General features: G+C 71.7%; 10 protein-coding genes. 6 read left to right on the forward strand and 4 right to left on the reverse strand.

Going from position 1 to position 19,109, the window contains the following annotated elements; translation table 11 throughout:
• The 6 genes from OG622_RS07150 (at window position 1) to OG622_RS07175 (ending at window position 12,090) form a co-directional block, all read left to right on the forward strand.
• A complete protein-coding gene (locus OG622_RS07150) occupies window positions 1-7,473 on the forward strand; it encodes an SDR family NAD(P)-dependent oxidoreductase (protein WP_371574167.1) in 7,473 nt (2,490 codons plus the stop codon).
• A gap of 92 nt (window positions 7,474-7,565) precedes the next feature.
• The gene (locus OG622_RS07155) at window positions 7,566-9,113 is read left to right on the forward strand and encodes a class I adenylate-forming enzyme family protein (RefSeq protein ID WP_371574168.1); all 1,548 of its coding nucleotides are present in this window, start codon (window positions 7,566-7,568) and stop codon (window positions 9,111-9,113) included.
• Window positions 9,114-9,129: 16 nt separating this feature from the next.
• Complete coding sequence (locus OG622_RS07160; protein ID WP_371574169.1) at window positions 9,130-9,960, forward strand: LLM class F420-dependent oxidoreductase; 831 nt, start codon at window positions 9,130-9,132, stop codon at window positions 9,958-9,960.
• A 114-nt stretch (window positions 9,961-10,074) separates the two neighbouring features.
• The gene (locus tag OG622_RS07165; RefSeq protein WP_371574170.1) at window positions 10,075-11,298 is read left to right on the forward strand and encodes a cytochrome P450; all 1,224 of its coding nucleotides are present in this window, start codon (window positions 10,075-10,077) and stop codon (window positions 11,296-11,298) included.
• Window positions 11,298-11,798 (forward strand): SRPBCC family protein, encoded by a 501-nt coding sequence (locus tag OG622_RS07170; RefSeq protein WP_371574171.1) that lies wholly within the window; start codon window positions 11,298-11,300, stop codon window positions 11,796-11,798. The genes OG622_RS07165 and OG622_RS07170 overlap by 1 nt, the downstream gene beginning before the upstream one ends.
• Window positions 11,799-11,820: 22 nt before the next feature.
• The gene (locus OG622_RS07175) at window positions 11,821-12,090 is read left to right on the forward strand and encodes a hypothetical protein (RefSeq protein ID WP_371574172.1); all 270 of its coding nucleotides are present in this window, start codon (window positions 11,821-11,823) and stop codon (window positions 12,088-12,090) included.
• Window positions 12,091-12,141: 51 nt separating this feature from the next.
• Here the strand turns inward: OG622_RS07175 and OG622_RS07180 are convergent, their stop codons facing one another.
• From OG622_RS07180 to OG622_RS07195, 4 genes are all read right to left on the reverse strand, one after another.
• Window positions 12,142-15,336, reverse strand: coding sequence for an RICIN domain-containing protein (locus OG622_RS07180; protein WP_371574173.1), 3,195 nt, complete (start codon window positions 15,334-15,336; stop codon window positions 12,142-12,144).
• 85 nt (window positions 15,337-15,421) lie between these two features.
• Window positions 15,422-17,182, reverse strand: a complete 1,761-nt coding sequence (locus OG622_RS07185; RefSeq protein ID WP_371574174.1) for an amylo-alpha-1,6-glucosidase — start codon at window positions 17,180-17,182, stop codon at window positions 15,422-15,424.
• A gap of 92 nt (window positions 17,183-17,274) precedes the next feature.
• Window positions 17,275-18,117 carry a carbohydrate ABC transporter permease gene (locus tag OG622_RS07190; RefSeq protein WP_371574175.1) on the reverse strand — a complete coding sequence of 281 codons (843 nt, stop codon included), beginning with the start codon at window positions 18,115-18,117 and terminating at the stop codon, window positions 17,275-17,277.
• Window positions 18,114-19,100, reverse strand: coding sequence for a carbohydrate ABC transporter permease (locus OG622_RS07195; RefSeq protein ID WP_371574176.1), 987 nt, complete (start codon window positions 19,098-19,100; stop codon window positions 18,114-18,116). Before OG622_RS07195 ends, OG622_RS07190 begins: the two co-directional genes overlap by 4 nt.
• Window positions 19,101-19,109: the final 9 nt, after the last annotated feature.

Consider the following 19,109-nt stretch of genomic DNA (forward strand, 5'->3'; position numbering starts at 1 on the left):
GTGAACGACACGACGGAGTCGACCGTGCCCCGACCCGACCTTGCCGAGGCGCTGCGCCGCAGCCTGCTGGCGAACGAACAGCTGAAGCGGAGGAACCTCCAGCTGGTCTCCGCCGGGCGGGAACCCGTCGCGGTGGTCGCCATGGCGTGCCGGCTGCCCGGCGGTGTCCGGTCGCCCGAGGAGCTGTGGCGGCTGGTGGCCACCGGGACGGACGCGGTCGGAGACTTCCCCGGCGACCGGGGCTGGGACCTCGACCGGATGACCGACCCGGACGACGGCCGCCCCTGGCAGGGCGGGTTCGTCGAGGACGCGGCCGGTTTCGACGCCGGATTCTTCGGGATCTCCGACCGTGAGGCGCTGGCGATGGACCCGCAGCAGCGCCTGTTGCTGGAGACCGCGTGGGAGACGGTCGAACGCGCCGGTATCGTCCCGGCAGCACTGCGCAACAGCCGGACCGGTGTCTTCGTCGGCACCGCGGCCCAGGCCTATCTGCCCCCGGTCGACCAGCCGGCCCCGAGTGTCGCGGGATACCGCCTCCAGGGCGGTCTGACCAGCGTCGCGTCCGGCCGTATCGCCTACACGCTGGGCCTGAACGGGCCGGCCGTCACCGTGGACACCGCCTGCTCCTCGTCCCTGACCGCCCTGCATCTCGCCGTACGGTCCCTGCGCTCCGGGGAATGCACGCTCGCTCTCGCCGGCGGCGCGACGGTCATGGCCACCCCGGAGGTGTTCGTCGAGTTCGGCAGGCAGCGGGGACTCGCCGTGGACGGGCGCTGCAAGGCGTTCGGCGACGGCGCCGACGGCACCGGCTTCTCCGAGGGCGTGGGCCTGCTGCTCCTGGAGCGGCTGTCCGACGCCCGGGCGAACGGTCACCCGGTGCTCGCCGTGATCCGGGGCAGCGCGATCAACCAGGACGGCGCCAGCAACGGCCTGACCGCGCCGAACGGCCCCGCTCAGGAACAGGTGATCCGCCAGGCGCTCGCCGACGCGGGCGTGACCCCGTCCGACGTCGACGCGGTGGAGGCGCACGGCACCGGCACCGCGCTGGGCGACCCCATCGAGGCGAACGCCCTCATCAACACGTACGGCAGGGACCGGCCCGCCGACCGGCCCCTGTGGCTCGGCTCGCTGAAGTCCAACATCGGCCACACCCAGGCGGCGGCCGGTGTCGCCGGCGTCATCAAAACGGTCATGGCCCTGCGCCACGGCGAGCTGCCGAGGACTCTGCACGCCGATGTCCCGTCCGCCAAGGTCGACTGGTCCAGGGGAGCGGTACGGCTGCTGGCCGGCCACCGCACCTGGCCGGACTCCGGGCGACCCCGGCGCGCCGGAGTGTCCTCGTTCGGGATCTCCGGCACGAACGCCCACCTCGTGCTGGAGGAGGCCACCGGGCGGGATGACGTCCGGGGGGCGCCGGTCACGGAGGCGGCTCCGGGCCGGGCACCAGGTCGGTCGGCGGCGTCGGGCGGGGCGACCGCGGTGACGGCTCCGGACAGGGCGCACGGAGAGTCGGTTCCCGCCGCAGCTCAGGGCGAGGGGCGGCGCGAGCCTGTTCCGTCCGCAGCGCCGGAAGAACCGATGCCGTCCTCGGCTCCCCCGATGACCCTTCCCGGGATCGTGTGGCCGCTGTCAGCCGCCTCGGCCGGCGGGCTGCGTGCCCAGGCCGCGCGGCTCTCCAGGCTCGCCTCGGACACCCCGGACGCCGATCTCGACGCCGTGGGCCACGCGCTGGCCACCACCCGGGCGCACCTCGACCACCGGGCGGTCGTCACCGCCCCGGACCGCGCCGCCCTGCTCGCCGGGCTCGACGCCCTGTCGGACGACCGGCCGGCGGCGGGCCTCACCCGAGGCGTGCGCGCGGTGACCGGCCGGACCGCGTTCCTGTTCTCCGGCCAGGGCTCCCAGTGGGCGGGCATGGGCCGCGAACTGCACGCCCACTCCCCGGTGTTCGCCGAAGCGCTCGACGAGGCCTGCGCCCACCTCGACCCGCACCTGCCGCGCCCCCTGCGCGAGGTGATGTTCGCCGAGGCGGAGACCACCGACGAGGCCACCCTGCTCGACCGTACGGACTTCACCCAGGCGGCCCTGTTCGCCCTCGAAGTCGCGCTGTACCGGACCGTCGAACACCTCGGGCCCCGCCCCGACTTCGTGGCCGGTCACTCCATCGGTGAGATCGCCGCCGCTCATGTCGCCGGGGTCATGTCCCTGGCGGACGCGGCCCGGCTCGTGGGCGCACGCGGGCGGCTCATGCGGTCGCTGCCCGACACAGGGGCCATGATCGCGATCGGAGCCGGTGAGGAGGAGGTCCTGGCCACGCTGGCCGGTCATGAGCGGCAGGTCGCCGTGGCCGCGGTCAACGCGCCGTCCTCGACCGTGATCTCCGGCGACCGCGACACCGTCCTGAGCGTCGCCGAGGAGTGGCGCGACCGAGGCCGCCGCGTGAACCGGCTGCGCGTCAGCCATGCCTTCCACTCACCGCACGTCGACGCCGTGCTCGTCGAACTCGTCCGTGCGGCCGCGGAACTCGACCTCCGGCCGCCCTCCGTCCCCGTCGTGTCCACCCTCACCGGCACCGCCCTGACCTCGGACGAGGCCTGCTCGCCCGACTACTGGGCCCGCCACGCGAGGGGCTCCGTACGCTTCGCGGACGCCGTCGCCTGGTTGCGGGACCAGGGCACGACGACCTTCCTGGAGATCGGACCGGACGCCGTGCTGACCGCGCTGGGGCAGGGGCAGACCGGCCCCACCGAGGACACCCGTTCCGGGGCGCCCGACATCGCGTGGACGCCCACCCTTCGCAAGCGCCGTGACGAGGCGCGTGTCCTCGGCGCCGCGCTGACGCGACTCCACGTCCGGGGAGCCGGACTCGACTGGCCGAGGCTGCTGCCCCACGTTCCCCGTGCCGATCGTGTGGAGCTGCCCACCTATCCGTTCCAGCACCGGAGTTACTGGCTGCGCACCCCGCCGTCCCGGCAGCAGGTCAGGGCGGGCGGCCTGACCCAGCTGACGCACCCGTTCCTCACGGCGCGGCTCGACATCGCCGGGCAGGCGGACCGGGTGTTCACCGGCAGCCTGTCCGCCGAGACCCACCCCTGGCTGAGCGACCACGTGGTGCGCGGCGCGGCGACGATCGCCGGTGCCACGACCGCCGAGATCGTCCTGCACGCCGGGAGCGCACTCGGACACGGCCGCCTCGACGAACTCTCCCTGCACACGCCCTTGCCGCTGCCCGCCCACGCCGCCGTCGACATCCAGGTGCGCGTCGGACCGCCCACGGCCGACGGCAGGCGCCCGGCGGACTTCTACTTCCGCCTCCCGGCCGACCACGCCGACCGTGTCGAGCCTCTCGACGGCGGCCGACTCGACGACCAGGCACCGGAGTGGACCCGCCACGCCACCGGCGTCCTCGCCCCCGATGACGGCTCCCGCCCCGACTGGCCCGACCTGCGGGCCTGGCCGCCGGCCGACGCGGAGCCCGTCGACCTCGATGCGCTCCACGTACACCTCGCCGAGCAGGACGTCACCCTGGGGCCCGCCTTCCGGCGGATCACGGCGGCATGGCGGCGTGGCGACGACGTGTACGTGGAGGCCGCGCTGCCCGCGGACTCCCCCGAGACGCGTGCCGGACACGCCCTCCACCCGACCCTGCTCGACGCGGGTCTCCAGGCGAGCCTCGTCGCGACCCTGCCCGACGCCGAGGACGAGCGGCGGCCCAGGATGCTCTTCTCCCTCGGCGGCCTGACCCTCCACGACACCAGTGGCGTCACCGCCGTACGCGGCCACCTGTCGACCACGACGGACGCCTCGGCACCGTCCGGTCACAGCCGCCACTCGCTCCGGCTGGCCGACGCCACCGGCCGGCCCGTAGCCACCGTGGACTCGCTGGAGCTCAGGCCGGTCGGCACCGGCGCGACCGGCCGCGGCCCACGGCCGTACCACCTGGACTGGCGTGAGCACGTGCCCGCCTCCGACGCGCCGCGGCGGGAGGTCCGTTGGATCGTCTCCGAGGGAAACGCGACCCGGCTGCGGCACGGTCTCGCGCTCGCCGACGCGGACTCGCCGGTCTTCGGGGGCGTCGGCGAGGCCCTCGACGCGCTGGAGACCGGACCGGACCACAAGGTGACGATCCTCGCCCACCCGGGCTGTGCCGAGCGCCCCGACGACGGAGGCCTCGCCGCGGGCATCCCGGACGACGTCCATGGCTCCACCCGGGATCTTCTCGCCTCCGTCCAGCAGTGGCTGGCCGACGAGCGGACCCACGAGCGCACGCTGGTGGTGCTCACCCATGGCGCGGTGGCCACCGAGGCCGGGGAGGACGTCCCCGGCCTCGCCCAGTCACCGGCGTGGGGACTGCTGCGTACGACGCAGACCGAGCACCCGGGCCGCTTCGTCCTCCTCGACGTCGACGGCCACGACGAGTCCTGGCGGAGCGTCCCGGCGGCGGTGGCGACCGCGCTCGCCGACGGTGAGCCCCAACTCGCCCTGCGGCGCGGCGGGTTGAAGATGCCCCGCCTGGCCAAGACCGACCTCGCGGCCACGCTCGCACCCCCCGCCGGGCAGCGGGCCTGGCACCTCACCCTCCGCGAAAGCCCCACGGGCAGCCTCGACGACCTCCTGCTCGCACCCTGCCCCGAGTCCGAGGCGCCCCTCGCCGCCGGACAGGTCCGGGTCGCCGTTCGGGCGGCCGGGGTCAGCTTCCGCGACGTCCTCATCCCGCTGGGCATGTATCCCGGACCCGGGCGGATCGGCACCGAGATCTCGGGTGTGGTCGTCGAGTCCGGACCGGGCGTGGACGACCTCCGTCCCGGTGACCGGGTGACCGGTCTGGTCCCGGGCGGGGCCATGGGCACCCTCGCGGTCGCCGACCACCGCACGCTCGTCCGGGTCCCGGAGGGCTGGACGTTCGCCGAGGCCGCCACCGTGCCCGGAGCCTTCGTCACCGCCTGGCAGAGCCTGGTCGACGTCGCCGGTCTCGGCCCCGGCGACACCGTGCTCGTGCACGCCGCCGCCGGAGGGGTCGGGATGGCCGCCGTCCGGATCGCCCGGCACCTCGGCGCGGACGTCTACGCCACCGCGCACCCCGGCAAGCACGCCACGCTGCGCGCCCTCGGCCTCGACGACTCCCGCATCGCCTCCTCACGGGACACCGCCTTCGAGCGGAAGTTCCGGGCCGCCACCGACGGCCGTGGCGTCGACGTCGTCCTGCACAGCCTCAGCGGCGAACTCACCGACGCCTCCCTGCGGTTGCTCGCCCCCGGCGGTCGCCTCGTCGACCTGGGCAGAACCGCGCACGGCGTCCCGGACCACCCCGACGAGCGCCGTCGGCCGTACGAACTCCTCATCGACCCCGACCATGTCTCCGGCACCCTCACCCACCTCGCCGAACTGTTCCGCGACGGCACCCTCGCCCCGCTGCCCGTCACCGCCCTGGACATCCGCCAGGCTCCCCGGGCGCTGCGGCTCATGCGCGACGCGGCCCACACCGGCAAGATCGTCCTCACGGTTCCCCGCCCCCTCGACCCGGAGGGCACCGTCCTCGTCACCGGCGGAACCGGAACCCTCGGTTCCCTCGTCGCCCGGCACCTGATCACGGAACACCGGGCCCGGCATCTGCTGCTCGTGAGCCGCCGGGGTCCGGACGCCCCCGGCGCCGTCGAACTCCGGGCCGAGCTTGCCGCACTCGGTGCCGAGGTCACCGTCGCCGCGTGCGACACCGCCGACCCGGACGCCCTCGCCGCGCTCCTCGACACCGTCCCCGGGGAACATCCGCTGACCGCCGTGGTGCACACCGCCGGGACCGTGGATCCCGGGCCCGTGCGGGAGCTGACCGCCGCTCAGGTGACCGGCGTGCTGCGGCCCAAGGCGGACGCCGCATGGCATCTGCACCGGCTCACCCGGCATCTGGACCTCGCCGCGTTCGTCCTCTACTCCTCGTCGGTGGGCGTCCTCGGGCTCGCCGGGCAGGGCAACTACGCCGCCGCCAACACCTTCCTCGACGCCCTCGCCGCCCACCGCCGCGCGGGCGGGCTGCCGGCGACCGCGCTGGCCTGGGGGATGTGGGGGGAACGCTCCGCGATGGGTGAGCGGCTCGGCGCGGACGGCATCCACCAGGTCCTCGGCGCCGGGCTGGCGCCGATCCCCACCGGGGAGGGGCTGGCCCGGTTCGACGCCGCCGTCGGTACCGGCGCCGACAGCCACCTGGCGTCGCTGGTCCCCGCGCGGCTGCACCTGGACGCGCTGCGGACCCAGGGCCTCGTACACCTGCTGTCGGACCTGACCGCGCCCCCGGCGTCCCGGCCGACGACGGCGCCCGGCGTGGCCCTGCAGGTCGCGGGGCTGCCGGAGGCCGAACGACGGCGGGTCCTGCTGGAGCTGGTCACCGATCACGCCGGTGCCGTCCTCAGCCACCCCGACCCCGGGGCCCTCGCCGCCGACACCGGGTTCAGGTCCCTGGGCTTCGACTCCGTGACGTCCGTGGAGATGAGCAACAGGCTGGCCGCGGCGACCGGGCTGAGCCTGCCGGCGACCGCGGTCTTCGACCACCCCACCCCCGCCGCCCTCGCGGGCCACCTGGGCGAACGGCTGGCCGACATCGGTGACCCCGCCACCCCCACGGCGCCGAAGGCCGACCGCCGGGAACGGCAGGAGGGCACCCTCGGCACGCTGTTGCGCCAGGCCGTCACCCAGGGGCGGGTCGGCGAGGGAGTGGGCCTGCTGGCGGCGGCGGCGCGTCTGCGGCCGGCGTTCTCCCACCCCCCGCTGCCCGAGCACACCCCAGCCACGACCTGGCTGCGGCGGGCCGGACGACCCGCGCTGATCTGTGTGGACTCGTTCATCCCCGCCGCGGCGGACCTCACCTACCAGCGACTGGCCGTCGCCCTGGAGACCCGGTACGACGTGGCGGCCGTCCAGCTGCCCGGGTACCGGGAGGGCGAGCCGCTGCCCGACACCGCCGACGCCGTGGCCGAGGCCGTGGCCACCGCCGTCGAGGAGTGCGCCGGAGGTGAGCCGTTCACGCTGGTCGGGTTCTCCACCGGAGGCCTCGTCGCGCACGCCACGGCCCACCGCCTTGCGGCGCGTGGAATCCGGGCCGAGGCCGTCGTCCTGATCGACACACTGCCGCCGGGCTCCCTCACCACCGCGGCGGCGGCCGACATCCTGCGGGAGTGGGCCGAGGCACAGGGCGAGTTCTGGTCCCGCGACGACACCGGGCTCACCGCCATGGGCTGGTACCTCGACCTGTTCGGCAACCACTGGACACCGGTCGCCCCGGACGCCCCGGTCCACCTCGTCCAGGCGGCCCGGCAAGTGCCCTCCGCACCCGACGGCGCATGGGCCCGGCTGTGGGAGGGGCTCGCGACCCGCACCACCACGCCGGGCAGCCACTTCGGGCTGCTCACCGATCACGTCACCGACACCGCCCGCACCCTCACCGGCCTGCTCGGCTCCGACCGGGCCACCCCGGCCGGCTGAACGACCACCCCACGACCTCGACCCGGACCGCACGAGCACCAGCGGCGCTCCGTCCCGAGGGGCCCCCGCTCGGCGATCCACCGGAGGAACCCATGTCAATCTTCTCGGACTTCCAGCAGGTCGCACTCCGGCAACCGGACGCGCCCGCACTGGTCACCCTCGACGACGCCGTGTCGTACGGGGCCGTGCTCGGCCTCGCCGACCGGGTCGCCGCCGGGCTGCTGCGGGCCGGCCTGCGCACGGGTGAGCGGGTCGCGGTGCACCTCTCCAACCGGTACGAGCTGGTCTCGGTCTACTACGCCTGTCTGCGGGTCGGCGCGGTGATCGTGCCGGTGAGCCACAAGCTGTCGGCGGGCGAGGTGGACCAGCTGATCGAAGACAGCGCGCCCCGGTTCTATCTCGGCGAGGCCGAGGTCCACGGGCCGTGCGCGCATGTGATCGAGAAGCGCGAGACGATCGAGCGCGCGTGGATCCTCGACTCCTCGGGAACCACGACGACCGAGCCGTGGAGCGGCCTCCTCGCGGACGGCCCCTCCCCCGCCGACGGCATCGGCCCGGACGAACTCGCCGCCATCTTCTACACCTCGGGCACCACCGGACGGCCCAAGAGCCTCGTGCTGTCCCAGGCCACCCTGGAAGCCGGCCTGGACCTGACGGAGGCTCAGGGCGTCGGGCACGCCGACGCCACGTACTACATGATCAACCTGATGAACCCGTGGGGCATCCTCGTCCTGCTCACCTCGTTGCGCCGGGGTCGTCCCCTGGCCCTGACGGCGACGAACACCCCGGACGTCATCCTGCGCATGCTGCGCACCCACCGCTTCGGCTGGATCGGCGGCGCGCCGACCACCTTCCGCGCCCTGCTCGCCGAGGCCCGTGCCGCCGCCGAACCGGCGCCCGGCCTGGCGGGGACGAGGTGTGTGGCCGGAGGGGACGCCTGCCCGATCGAGCTGAGCCGGGACTTCGCGGAGACCTTCGGGGCCTCCCTGACGGGCGTCTACGGCATGACGGAGACCGCCGCGCCCGTGATCGAACAGCCGCGGATCGAAGCCGTCGACGTGCCGTCCATCGGCTGGCCGCTGCCCGGTGTGGAGGTGCGGGTCGACACTGAGGACGGCGAGGAGGGCGAGGAGACGGGTGAACTGCTGCTGCGCACCCCGTCCCGGCCCGTCGGGTCGTGGAACGGGACCGGAGTGGACCGCTTCGACCGTACGGAGTGGCTCGCCAGCGGCGACGTCGTCCGGCGACGGGAGGACGGCTGTCTGTTGTTCGTGGGCCGCAAGAAGGATCTGATCATGGTCGAGGGCTATCCGATCTCGCCGCTGGAGATCGAGCAGGCGATCGCCGCGCACCCCGATGTCGCGGCCGCCCTCGTCTTCGGCGTACCCGACACCCTCACCGGCGAACGCGCGGTCGCGCTGGTCGAACCGGAGCCGGGGCGCCGGGTCGAGCCGACGGCGCTGCTGGAGCATCTGTCCGGCCGTATCGGCGCGTACAAGCATCCCGGCGAGATCAGCGTCGTCGAGAAACTGCCGGTACTGCCCAGCGGCAAGCTCGGCCGGCAGCGGCTGGCGGCCGAGTACACGTCGTCCCGGGCGGGCACGGCAGCCCCCTCGGGCCCGTCGGCCCACGCGGGCTGAAGAAGGACGGCCCGTCATGAAGTTCGGCTTCGTCATGTTTCCCACCCGGGACGCCATCGCGCCCGGTGACCTCGGTCCCCTCCTGGAGGACCGGGGCTTCGAGTCCCTGTTCGTGCCCGACCACACCCACATCCCGGCTGTCACGCCCGAGAAGGACGACGTCGCGAACCTCGCGCCGGAGTTCAGGAACGGCATGGACCCGTTCGTCGCCCTGGGCGCCCTCGCGCAGGCCACCTCGACCCTGCAGATCGGCACCGCGATCCTGCTGGTCCCGGAGCGCGACCCCATCGTCACCGCCAAGGCGGTCGCGTCGGTGGACGTGCTCTCCGGCGGCCGGATGAACTTCGGGGTGGGGCCGGGCTGGATCAAGCAGGAGTTGCGCAACCACGGCACGAACCCCGACGACCGCTGGCAGGTCATGCGGGAGCGCGTCGAGGCCATGCGGGAGATCTGGACCCAGGACATCGCCTCCTACCACGGCGAGTTCGTCGACTTCGCCGACATCACGTCCTGGCCCAAGCCCGTCCGGGCACCCCACCCGCCGGTACTCGTCGGCGGCAACGGCCCCGGCGTCACCGAGCGCGTCCTCGCGTACGGCGACGAGTGGATCCCCATGGCCCGCCCCGGAGTCCTCGACCAGATCGCCGAGTTCAAGAAGACCGCCCGCAAGCCCGGGAGCGACGAGCCCCTCCCCGTCACCCTTTTCGGCGGTGAGATCCGCGATGTCGACGCCTACGAGGCCGTCGGCGTCGACCGCGTCCTGATCTGGGTACGGCCCCTCGACACCGCCCGGATGACGAGAACCGTCGACCGGATCGCGCTCCGCCTCGGCGACCGTCTCCGCTGACCGAATCCCCAAGGAACCGCGACCGTCCCAAGCCCCCGAGGCCCCTCCCAAGGCCCGGGACTCCCCTGGGACAGCCCTCCCGCGAGAAACAGCCCTGTGAAAGGCGGTCAACCCATGTCATCCCCCACGACCGAACCCGTGGTGCTCGGCGCCGACTTCGTCCGCGATCCGCACTCCGTCTACGACCGGCTCCGCAAGGAGGGCGCGGTCCACCGGGCCATCCTGCCCACCGGTCTGAAGGTCTGGCTGATCACCTCCTACGAGGACGGCCGGGCCCTGCTCGCCGACCCGCGGCTGAGCAAGAACATGGCCGACGCCGGGCATCTCTTCGAGCTCCACCAGACCGACATGAGCCGGCAGCGCGACTACTCCCACTCGATCCAGCAGTCCATGATCAACATGGATCCGCCGGACCACACGCGACTGCGCGGCCTCGTCGGCAGGGCGTTCACCATGCGACAGGTGAACCGACTGCGCCCCAGGATCGAGGAGATCGCCGACGAGCTGCTCGACTCACTGACCGGCCGCACCGAGTTCGACATCGTCGCCGACTACGCGGCGCCCCTGGTCAGCACGGTCATCTCCGAACTGCTCGGGGTCCCGGAGGGCGACCGCGCCGAGTTCCGCGACACATCCGAGATCCTGACCTCCGACGCCGACCGGGACGTGGTGAACAAGGCGTCGAACGCGCTGCTGACCCTGGTGAGCGCGATCGTCGAGGCTAAACGCGCCGAGCCCGACGACAGGCTGCTCAGTTCGCTGATCCTCGCGGCCGACGGCGAGGACCGGCTCAGTCACGAGGAGGTCGTCTCCCTCGCCGTCGTGCTCTTCGTCGGCGGCTTCGACACCACGGTCAACCTCATCGGCAACGGCACTCTCGCCCTGCTGCGCAATCCGGACCAGCTCGCCGAACTGCGCGCCGATCCGTCGCTGCTGCCGGGCGCCGTCGAGGAGTTCCTGCGCTTCGACGGGTCTGCCAACATCAGTCACTTCCGGCGCACCACCGACGCGATCCCCGTCGGCGACGTGACCATTCCGGCCGACGAGTTCGTCTTCGTCGGGCTCCTGGCGGCCAACCGGGACGCGGCCCGCTACCCCGACCCGGACGCACTCGACGTCACCCGCTCCGCGACCGGCCATCTCGCGTTCGGCCACGGCATCCACCACTGTGTGGGCGCTCCGCTCGCCAGGGCCGAGAGCGAGATCGCCTTCGGACGGCTCCTCGCGCGCTTCCCCGTTCTGGACCTGGCGATCTCCCCGGAAGGGCTGACCCGGCGGCCCAGCATGCTCCATCGTGGGGTACGTTCCCTGCCCGTCCGTACACATGTGGAGAGTTGATGGAGAGACACACGGTCGAGGAGAGCGCCTTTGTCGCCGCACCCGCCGAATCCGTATACCGCGCGGTGAGCGATGTGCGGCGCATGGGCTCATGGAGCCCGGAATGCATGGGCGTGTGGTCGTCGAGCCGACGGTTCGACGTCGGGTCGCGATTCATCGGTTTCAACCGTCGGCGGGTGTGGATCTGGTTCACTTCGTGTCGCGTCGTACGCGCCGACAAGGACCGTGAATTCGCCTTCGAGGTACGGACGTTCGGTATGCCGGTGGCGCTGTGGGGCTACCGCTTCGAGGCCCGTGAGGGCGGCAGCCAGGTCACGGAGTACTGGGACGACCTGCGCTCCGGCAGCAGCGCTCCCGTGGCCAAACTCCTCGGCCTGGTCTTCACCGGCATCCCGCCGGCCGGCCGCGCCACGGTCAACCGAGCCGGAATGCGCACCACCCTGGGCCGAATCAAGGCGGCGGTGGAGAACGGCGAGAACCTGCGGGCGAGCGGAGTATGACCAGGCCTCGGGCATCGACGTGATGTCGTTCGTCACCGGCTTCTCCGACCACGTCCACCACATGGACTGCAAGGACACCCGCCTCCGCAGAGCCGGCGGCCGCCAGGGCGTCCTCGGCCGCCCGCACGGCGGGGCCGAGGCGGTGCGCTACATCCGCTCCCCGCTGTGGAGGCGTGCGCGCGTTCCGCGAACGCCGCCTGCCGCGCTGGGCACTCTCTCGCTGAGCCGCTCACGGCCGTACCCGATGCCTCGCGACTTGCGAGGCATCGGGTACGCGTCGGGCTCAAGCTGACCTGTGGGAGTCCGCCGGAACCGACCGGAGGACCCCACAGGATGCCGGGCGTCAGCTCTTGCCGAGCAGGCGCCAGATCTGGTTCTTCTTGGTGCTCAGCGTGCTCGCGGAGTCGCAGGGCCACTGGTGGATCTTCGCGCCGGAGGCGGTCGATATGTTGCTGACGTCGACACACTTGCCGCTGTTGACGGCGACCAGTTGATAGTCCTGGCTGTTGCCGAGCGCGGTGACGGGCCTGAGGGTGAACCGCTGGTTGGTGTCGCCGTGGCAGGTCCACTGCTGGACGGCGGCCCCGTTGGCGGTGGAGTAGGCGGAGATGTCCAGGCACTTGCCGCTGGAGTGGTTGACGACGGTGTAGGTGTCGGTCGCGCCGCTGACGGGGTGGAAGTCGAAGCGCTGTTCCTGGCCGCTTCCGCAGGTGTTCTGCTCGTACTGGGTGCCGTCCGCGGTGGACTTGGCGGGGTCTTCCAGGCAGAGCCCGCTGTGCTGGGCGACGGCCGTGGAGGAGAAGCCGGTCGAGGCGCCGATGTGCACACTCGCCGGAGCGAAGGAGACCTGGTCGAGGTGGGGCGCGGAGCTGGAGCGCATGGGCTGGCCGATGTCGCTGCCGCCGCCGGAGTAGACCTTGCCGATCGTGGTGCCGTCGTAGTCGTAGAGCTGTGAGGCGGTGAACCTGACGGTGTTGGTGCCCTTGGTGAGGGTGACGGGGACGGTGTAGTCGTTGAACTGGTTCCAGTGCAGGGTGCTGGCGAAGTTGACGCGCTTGGCGGCACCGCCGTTGACGCTGACGTCGGCGTGCTCGGCGTACAGGTCGGGGTTGTAGTGGTTGGAGGGCAGTTCCTCGGCGTTGGCGTAGCGCATGGTCATGGCGTAAGTGCCGGCCTCGGGCGCGTTGACGTTGAGGCTGAGGGAGTTGGCGGTTCCGTTGCCGATGCCGGTGACGACGCCGCCGTTGGCCTGGCTGTAGGTGGTGTCGGCGTCCGCGGTGCCGGCGAGGGCGCCGTTCTCGGCCTGGTAGGTGACGACGTTGCTGGTGGTGACGGCGTTGGTGGCGCTGAACGGGGTGACTGCAAGGCGGTCCAGGGCGAGGGTGCCACCGGTGCCGGTCACCTTGACCTTGTTGATGCCGCTGTTCAGGTAGACCCGGTTGGCGGAGGTGGACCATGCGCCGGTCGTCGCGCCGGCGAGGGTCTGGTCGTCGGTCGCCTTGCCGTTGACGGTGAGGTCGGCCTGGCCGGTGTTGCGGTAGCGGGCCGTCAGGTCCGCGTAGCCGTCCCGCTCGGAGTACACCCAGAACGTGGCGGACTTGCCGGAGGTGAGGTTCACCGCGCCCGCGCCTGACTGGCCCTGGGAGGTGTAGGTGGCGGTGCCGCTGTCCGAGAGGTTGGCCTGCTCGGCCTCGTAGAGCGTGGTGCCCTGGACCGCGGCGTCCTTGTACCGCAGGTCGATCTTGTCGACGATGGCGTCGCCGACCGTGTTCGCGCCGTTGTCACCGGTGGTGGCCAGGGTGATGGTGTGGCTGCCCGCGGTGAGGTGCACGGTGGTGTCGCTGTGCCCCCACACCACCCACTGGAAGCCCACCGGTATGTCGACCCTGGTCGAAGGGCCGCCGTCGACCCGCGCGTACACGTTCGTCGGGCCCTTGACGTCGGCGTCCTTGGCGTAGCTGTTGCCGAACACCGACAGGTCGTAGTCGCCGGTGGTGGGGACGGAGACGGGGAAGGAGATCACCGTGGTCGAGCCGGTGCGCAGGCCGCCGACGTCCTTGGTGCCGGAGGTGGCGAACTTGTCGAGCCTGCTGGTGGTGCCCTCGGTGTTGATGTTGTAGCCGCTGCCGCTGAGCGTGGCGTTCTCGGCCTCGTACGTGCCCGTCCAGGTGCTGTCGGAGGCGGTGGTGCTGCCGGTGCCGCCCGGGGAGACGATCACCTCGTACGCGGACATCGCGTCGAGGGTGACGGGCACGGTGATCGAGCCGTCGGCGCCCACGGCGACATCGGCGTCGGAGAGCCGGGTCGGGGTGGCCGCCGCGCCGATGTAGCCGCTGTAGCGGTCCTGGAAGACGCTGACGTGCACGGTGCTGCCGAAGACCGCGGGGTCGATGTTCTTGATGACCGTGTTCGAGTCACCGCTGGTGCCGCCCCCGGCGAGGATGACGCGGGCCTGCTTCTTGGCCGTGTCCAGGCTCGCCAGGCCCTGGAGGGTGTACGCGGCGTCATTTTCGGCGCCGGTGACCTTGACGGTGTCGCCGCTCATGGAGGTGTACCAGTTGTACAGCCACCACTGGGCGTTGGGGGTGTTCTGGGCGGCGGCGGAGTCGCCGAGGTTGCCGTTGATGTTCCAGTACGGCAGGTTGCCGTCGATCTTCTTGTCCTCCATGGCCGAGATCCACTGGACCATCTGGCCGGGGTCGGTCAGGTGGTAGCGGAAGGCGTACTCGTTGAGGTTGATCGGCAGGTGCGAGCCGATCCCCACCGAGGTCTCGGCCGCGCGGTAGTTGTCGACGGTGCTGCGCACGTCCTCCGGGCTGCCCAGGGTGTGCCAGGTCACGACGTCCGGCAGGCAGTTGTTGGCCTTGCAGTAGGTGAGGAAGCCCTTGAGGGAGGACTCGGTGTAGCTGGAGGTGTTGGGGCCGGCCAGCCGCGCCTGGGGCCAGATGCCCTTGATGAAGTTGTAGGTCTGGCGCCACTCGGAGTTGAAGGCGGCCAGCGGCCCGGCCTGGGTACGCATGCCCTGGAACCACATACCGTCGGGTTCGTTGTAGGGGACGAGGACGATGCGGTCCTTGTAGGGGCTGGCCATCACCTGCTCGATCTGGGTCCTCATGGCTGCCTGGTAGGCGGCGTAGCTGGTGCGTTCGTAGCTGAACGTGCGGTACACGTCCGTCATGTAGATCATGACGTCCTTGCCACCGCTGTCCAGGAAGGGCTTGGCGATCTCCAGCGCGTCCGAGCCCGGGTGTTGCTGTCCGTCCTGGGCCTTCGTGTTGGCGGTCTGGAGGCCCATCCCCTCGATGAGGTTGTTGGTCGGTACGTCCGGGCCGTACAGGCCGTACAGCGCGCCGGAGGCGCCGTAGTGGAGGGCTCCGGTGGTGGTGCCCAGGTCGACGGTGAGGGTGGGGGTGGCGGCGGCGGCCGGTGTTGCCGTCACGGTGGTGACGCCGGCCATGACGGTCAGCGGAATCAGCGTTCTGGTGATGCCGTGGAGAAGACGTCTCGCGGTCGAGCGCCTTTGCCCGATTCTTGGCATGTGCTTACGTCCCTTCAGGGGTACGGCTGGTTGTTGCTGCGCCGGCCCCCGTGCCGGACGTGTGGGTGGGTTGTCGCTTCGCTGGTCAGGCGACGGTGGTGTCGGTCCCGGCGTCCGCGCGGCGCTGTTGGTGGTCGCGGGCGAGGAGGAGGTAGCTGCTGGCGGTCCAGGTGTAGGCGCGGTCGCGCAGGCCGGTCCCGGTGAGGGCGTCGAAGTTCTCGGCGAAACCGTAGGTCTCGCACAGGGCGCGGAAGCGGGCGCTGATCTCGTCCGCCAGACGCCGGTGGCCGGCGCGGCGCAGGCCGTCCTCGACGAGGACCGTGGCGGGGGCCCAGATCGGGCCTCGCCAGTAGCCGTCGGAGAGGTAGTGCGGCGAGGTGGGAAGTTCGGTGGCCAGGCCGTGCGGGGTCAGATGAGCCTCGATCCGGTCGGCCAGCACACCGCTGACGCTTTCTGGCAGGTGCTCGCCCAGCACGATGGGCATCAGGTCGAGCAGGCTGGAGCTGCTCCAGGTGTCGTCGCTGTCCACACCGCGGGCGACGAACCGTTCGCCGGTCCAGAGCTGGTCGAGCATCGCGGCCTGGGTCGCGTCAGCCGTACGCGTCCAGGTGTGGGCGTCGTCGGGCCGGTCCAGTTCGGCGGCCAGGTCGGCGAGTTCGTGCAGTTGGAGGATGAGGAAGGCGGCCAGATCGGCGGTGACGGCCACGCGTTGGGGGTCGAAGGTGGTGGCGTTGTCCCAGCCGCTGTCGTTGCCGTGCTGGTAGTGGGGCAGGCTCGCGCCAGGTGCGCGCCGTGCGGTGAGCCAGAAGTCCGTCCAGCGCGCGAGTCTGTCGTACGCCTCGGCCAGTTCCGTCCGGCCGGGAGGCTCGGGGAGCCGCCTGCGCAGGTGGCCCAGGGTCCAGCCGTGGATGGGCGGTTTGACGAAGTTGTGGAGGACCTCGGAGTGGGTGACGGAGTCGGGCAGGGCCCCTGCCTCGTCCTGGTGGTCGAACGGCAGGGAGAACTGGTCCCAGGCCAGGCGGGGTGATCCGGGGGCCAGGGCGAGGGCGTTGAAGCAGTGGTCCCAGCTCCACACCTTGTCCATCCAGTGCTTGGACATCAGTACGGCGGGCCGGGTGACCAGACCTGCCGGACGCACGGTCGCGGACCACACCACGTAAGCGGCGAGTTCGGCGGCCGGCGTGGCGGCGGAGCGCCACGGGGCGACCGTGTCGACGAACTCGGCGAACGACTGCCGTGCGGCCTCCATGACCTCGCCGAACGTCGACGACGAGCGGAAGGGCTGTCGCGCGCTGTCGAGTTCCTCGACCGCGACCTCCCACGAGCCGTCGGCCCCGGCGGTGACCGTCAGACCGCGCTCACCTGCGCCCAGGGTCTGTGCACCGGACACGTCGGCAAGCGTGCCGGACAGCACGGTGACCCGGTAGCGGCGCCCGGTCTCGTAGGAGGTGAACACATGCGCGTCGTCCACCGGGTCACGGTAGAAGTAGGTGCCGCTGAAGGGGGTCAGGGCCTTCACCGCCGCGGTGACGCGCAGGCCCACTCCCTCGCCGCGCACGCGGACGGTGTCCGGCGACTCGTAGGCGAGATCGATACGCCCGTCCGTGCCGGTCCAGCTGAGCAGGCTCGGCGTCGCCCGGACGGTGGTCTCGGCCCGCTCGCCCGTCGCCGCGTCGAGGGGGACGAGGCGCAGGACGGCGTGCATGCCGTTCTGGTGCGAGACGAGGTGGAGGTCCTCGGCGCGCGTCTTCTCCGCCAGCACGGGAGAGATGCCGAACCAGGATCCGTGCGTGCTGAAGGGGATGTCGTGAACGGAGAAGGCCGGGCCGGATGAGGCGGCGGTCATGAAGGCGGCACTCATTTCTTGAGTGGGGGTGGTCGGCGGTCTGCCGGGCGGCGCCACGGCACCCGCGGGCGCGCGAGCCGGGTGGTCCGGCGTCAGTCCTTGACTGCGCCGGCGGTCACGCCGGCGGCGACGTAGCGCTGGGCGAGGACGAGGATGACCGCGGCGGGCAGCGAGGCCACGACGGCGGTGGCCATGATGGCGTTCCACTCCTGGTTGTTGTTGCCGATGTACTGGTAGATGCCGAGGGTGATCGGCTCGTGGGCACCTCCGTTGACCAGGGTGCTGGCGAAGATGAAGTCGGACCAGGACCACAGGAAGGCGAACAACGAGACCGTGACGATCGAGTTGCGGCTCATCGGCAGGACGATAGACCAGAAGGTGCGCAGGGGACCGGCTCCGTCCGTCTTCGCGGCCTGGAGCAGTTCGCCGGGGATCCCGGACATGAACGCGGTGAAGATGAGTACGGCGAAGGGGACGGCCAGCGTGGAGTCGGCGACGATCAGGCCGGGCATCGACTGGAGCAGACCGAGCTGGAGGTAGATGGCGTAGAAGCCCATCGCCATGATGATGCCGGGGATCATCTGGGCCGCCAGCAGGACGAAGTTGAGGACTCCCCCGCCACGCGGGCGCAGTTTGGCCAGCGCGTATCCGGCGGGTGCGGCCAGCGCCACGGTCAGGGCCACGGTGCCCAGGCCGATGACGAGGCTGGTGCCGAGGTAGGGCAACTGCTGGTCGACGACGGCCCGGTAGCCCTCCAGCGTGGCGTGGGCGGGGAACAGGTCCGGCGGGCTCTTGCGCATGTCCTGGTCGCGGGTGAAGGACACGTTCAGCATCCAGTAGACCGGGAACAGCATGACCGCGGTCAGCAGGAGACCGATGACCGTCTTCCACCACGTACGGGGGCGCCGGTTCAGGACCGTCTGTGCACTCGTCATGACAGCGCCTGCTTTCGCTGGACTCGGACGTAGACCAGGCCGAAGACCAGGGCGGCGACGACGAGCAGGTTGCCGACGGCCGCGCCGGGGCCGAAGGCGGGCAGCAGGTTGCCGAAGCCGAGCTGGTAGGACCAGGTGGCGAAGGTCGTGGACGAGTCCGCCGGACCGCCCTTGGTCATGATCCAGATGATGTCGAAGACCTTGAGCGTGTAAACCAGGCCCAGCAGCAGGGTGATGGCGGACACCGGACGAAGGAGCGGGAAGGTGATGCTCCAGAAGCGTCGCCAGGGGCCCGCGCCGTCGAGGGAGGCGGCCTCGTACAGGCTGGTGGGGATGGACTGCAGGCCGCTGTAGAGCACGACGAGGTTGAAGGGGACGCCGATCCAGATGTTGGCGATGATCACCGAGGCCAGTGACCAGGACGGTGAGGTCAGCCAGTTCACCGGTCCGATACCGACCGCGTGCAGTACGGCGTTGACGATGCCGGAGTCGCTGTTCAGCATCCACGACCAGGTGGACGCCGACACGATCAGCGGCAGCAGCCACGGCACCAGGAACAAGGCGCGAAGGGTGGCCGAGAGCCGGAAGTGCTGGTGGAAGAAGACCGCGAGCGCCAGGCCGATCGCGTACTGGAAGACCAGGCACACGGTGGTGAACACCGCGGTGTGCAGGAGTGCGGGGGCGAAGGCCGGGTCGTCGAGGACGGTCCGGTAGTTCGCCAGGCCCGTGAACGGCGCGTCGCCCTGGACGAAGGAGCGCACGGTGTAGTTCCGCAGGCTCAGGTCGATGTTGCGGTAGAGCGGATAGGCGTAGAAGAGGACGAGGTAGAGGACGACCGGGGCGAGGAACGCCCAGGCGGCCCACTGTGGGGAGGTGGGACGGCGCCGGGCCGTGGCGCCGGCCGGGGGCGGAGCGGCGGCGTTCGCCGCTCCGTTCCGGTCGCGCACGGGCCGGCGGTCCGTCGACTGTGTGGTGTGCTTCATCGGCTGGCC

The organism is Streptomyces sp. NBC_01314 (genome assembly GCF_041435215.1).
GTDB lineage: Bacteria > Actinomycetota > Actinomycetes > Streptomycetales > Streptomycetaceae > Streptomyces.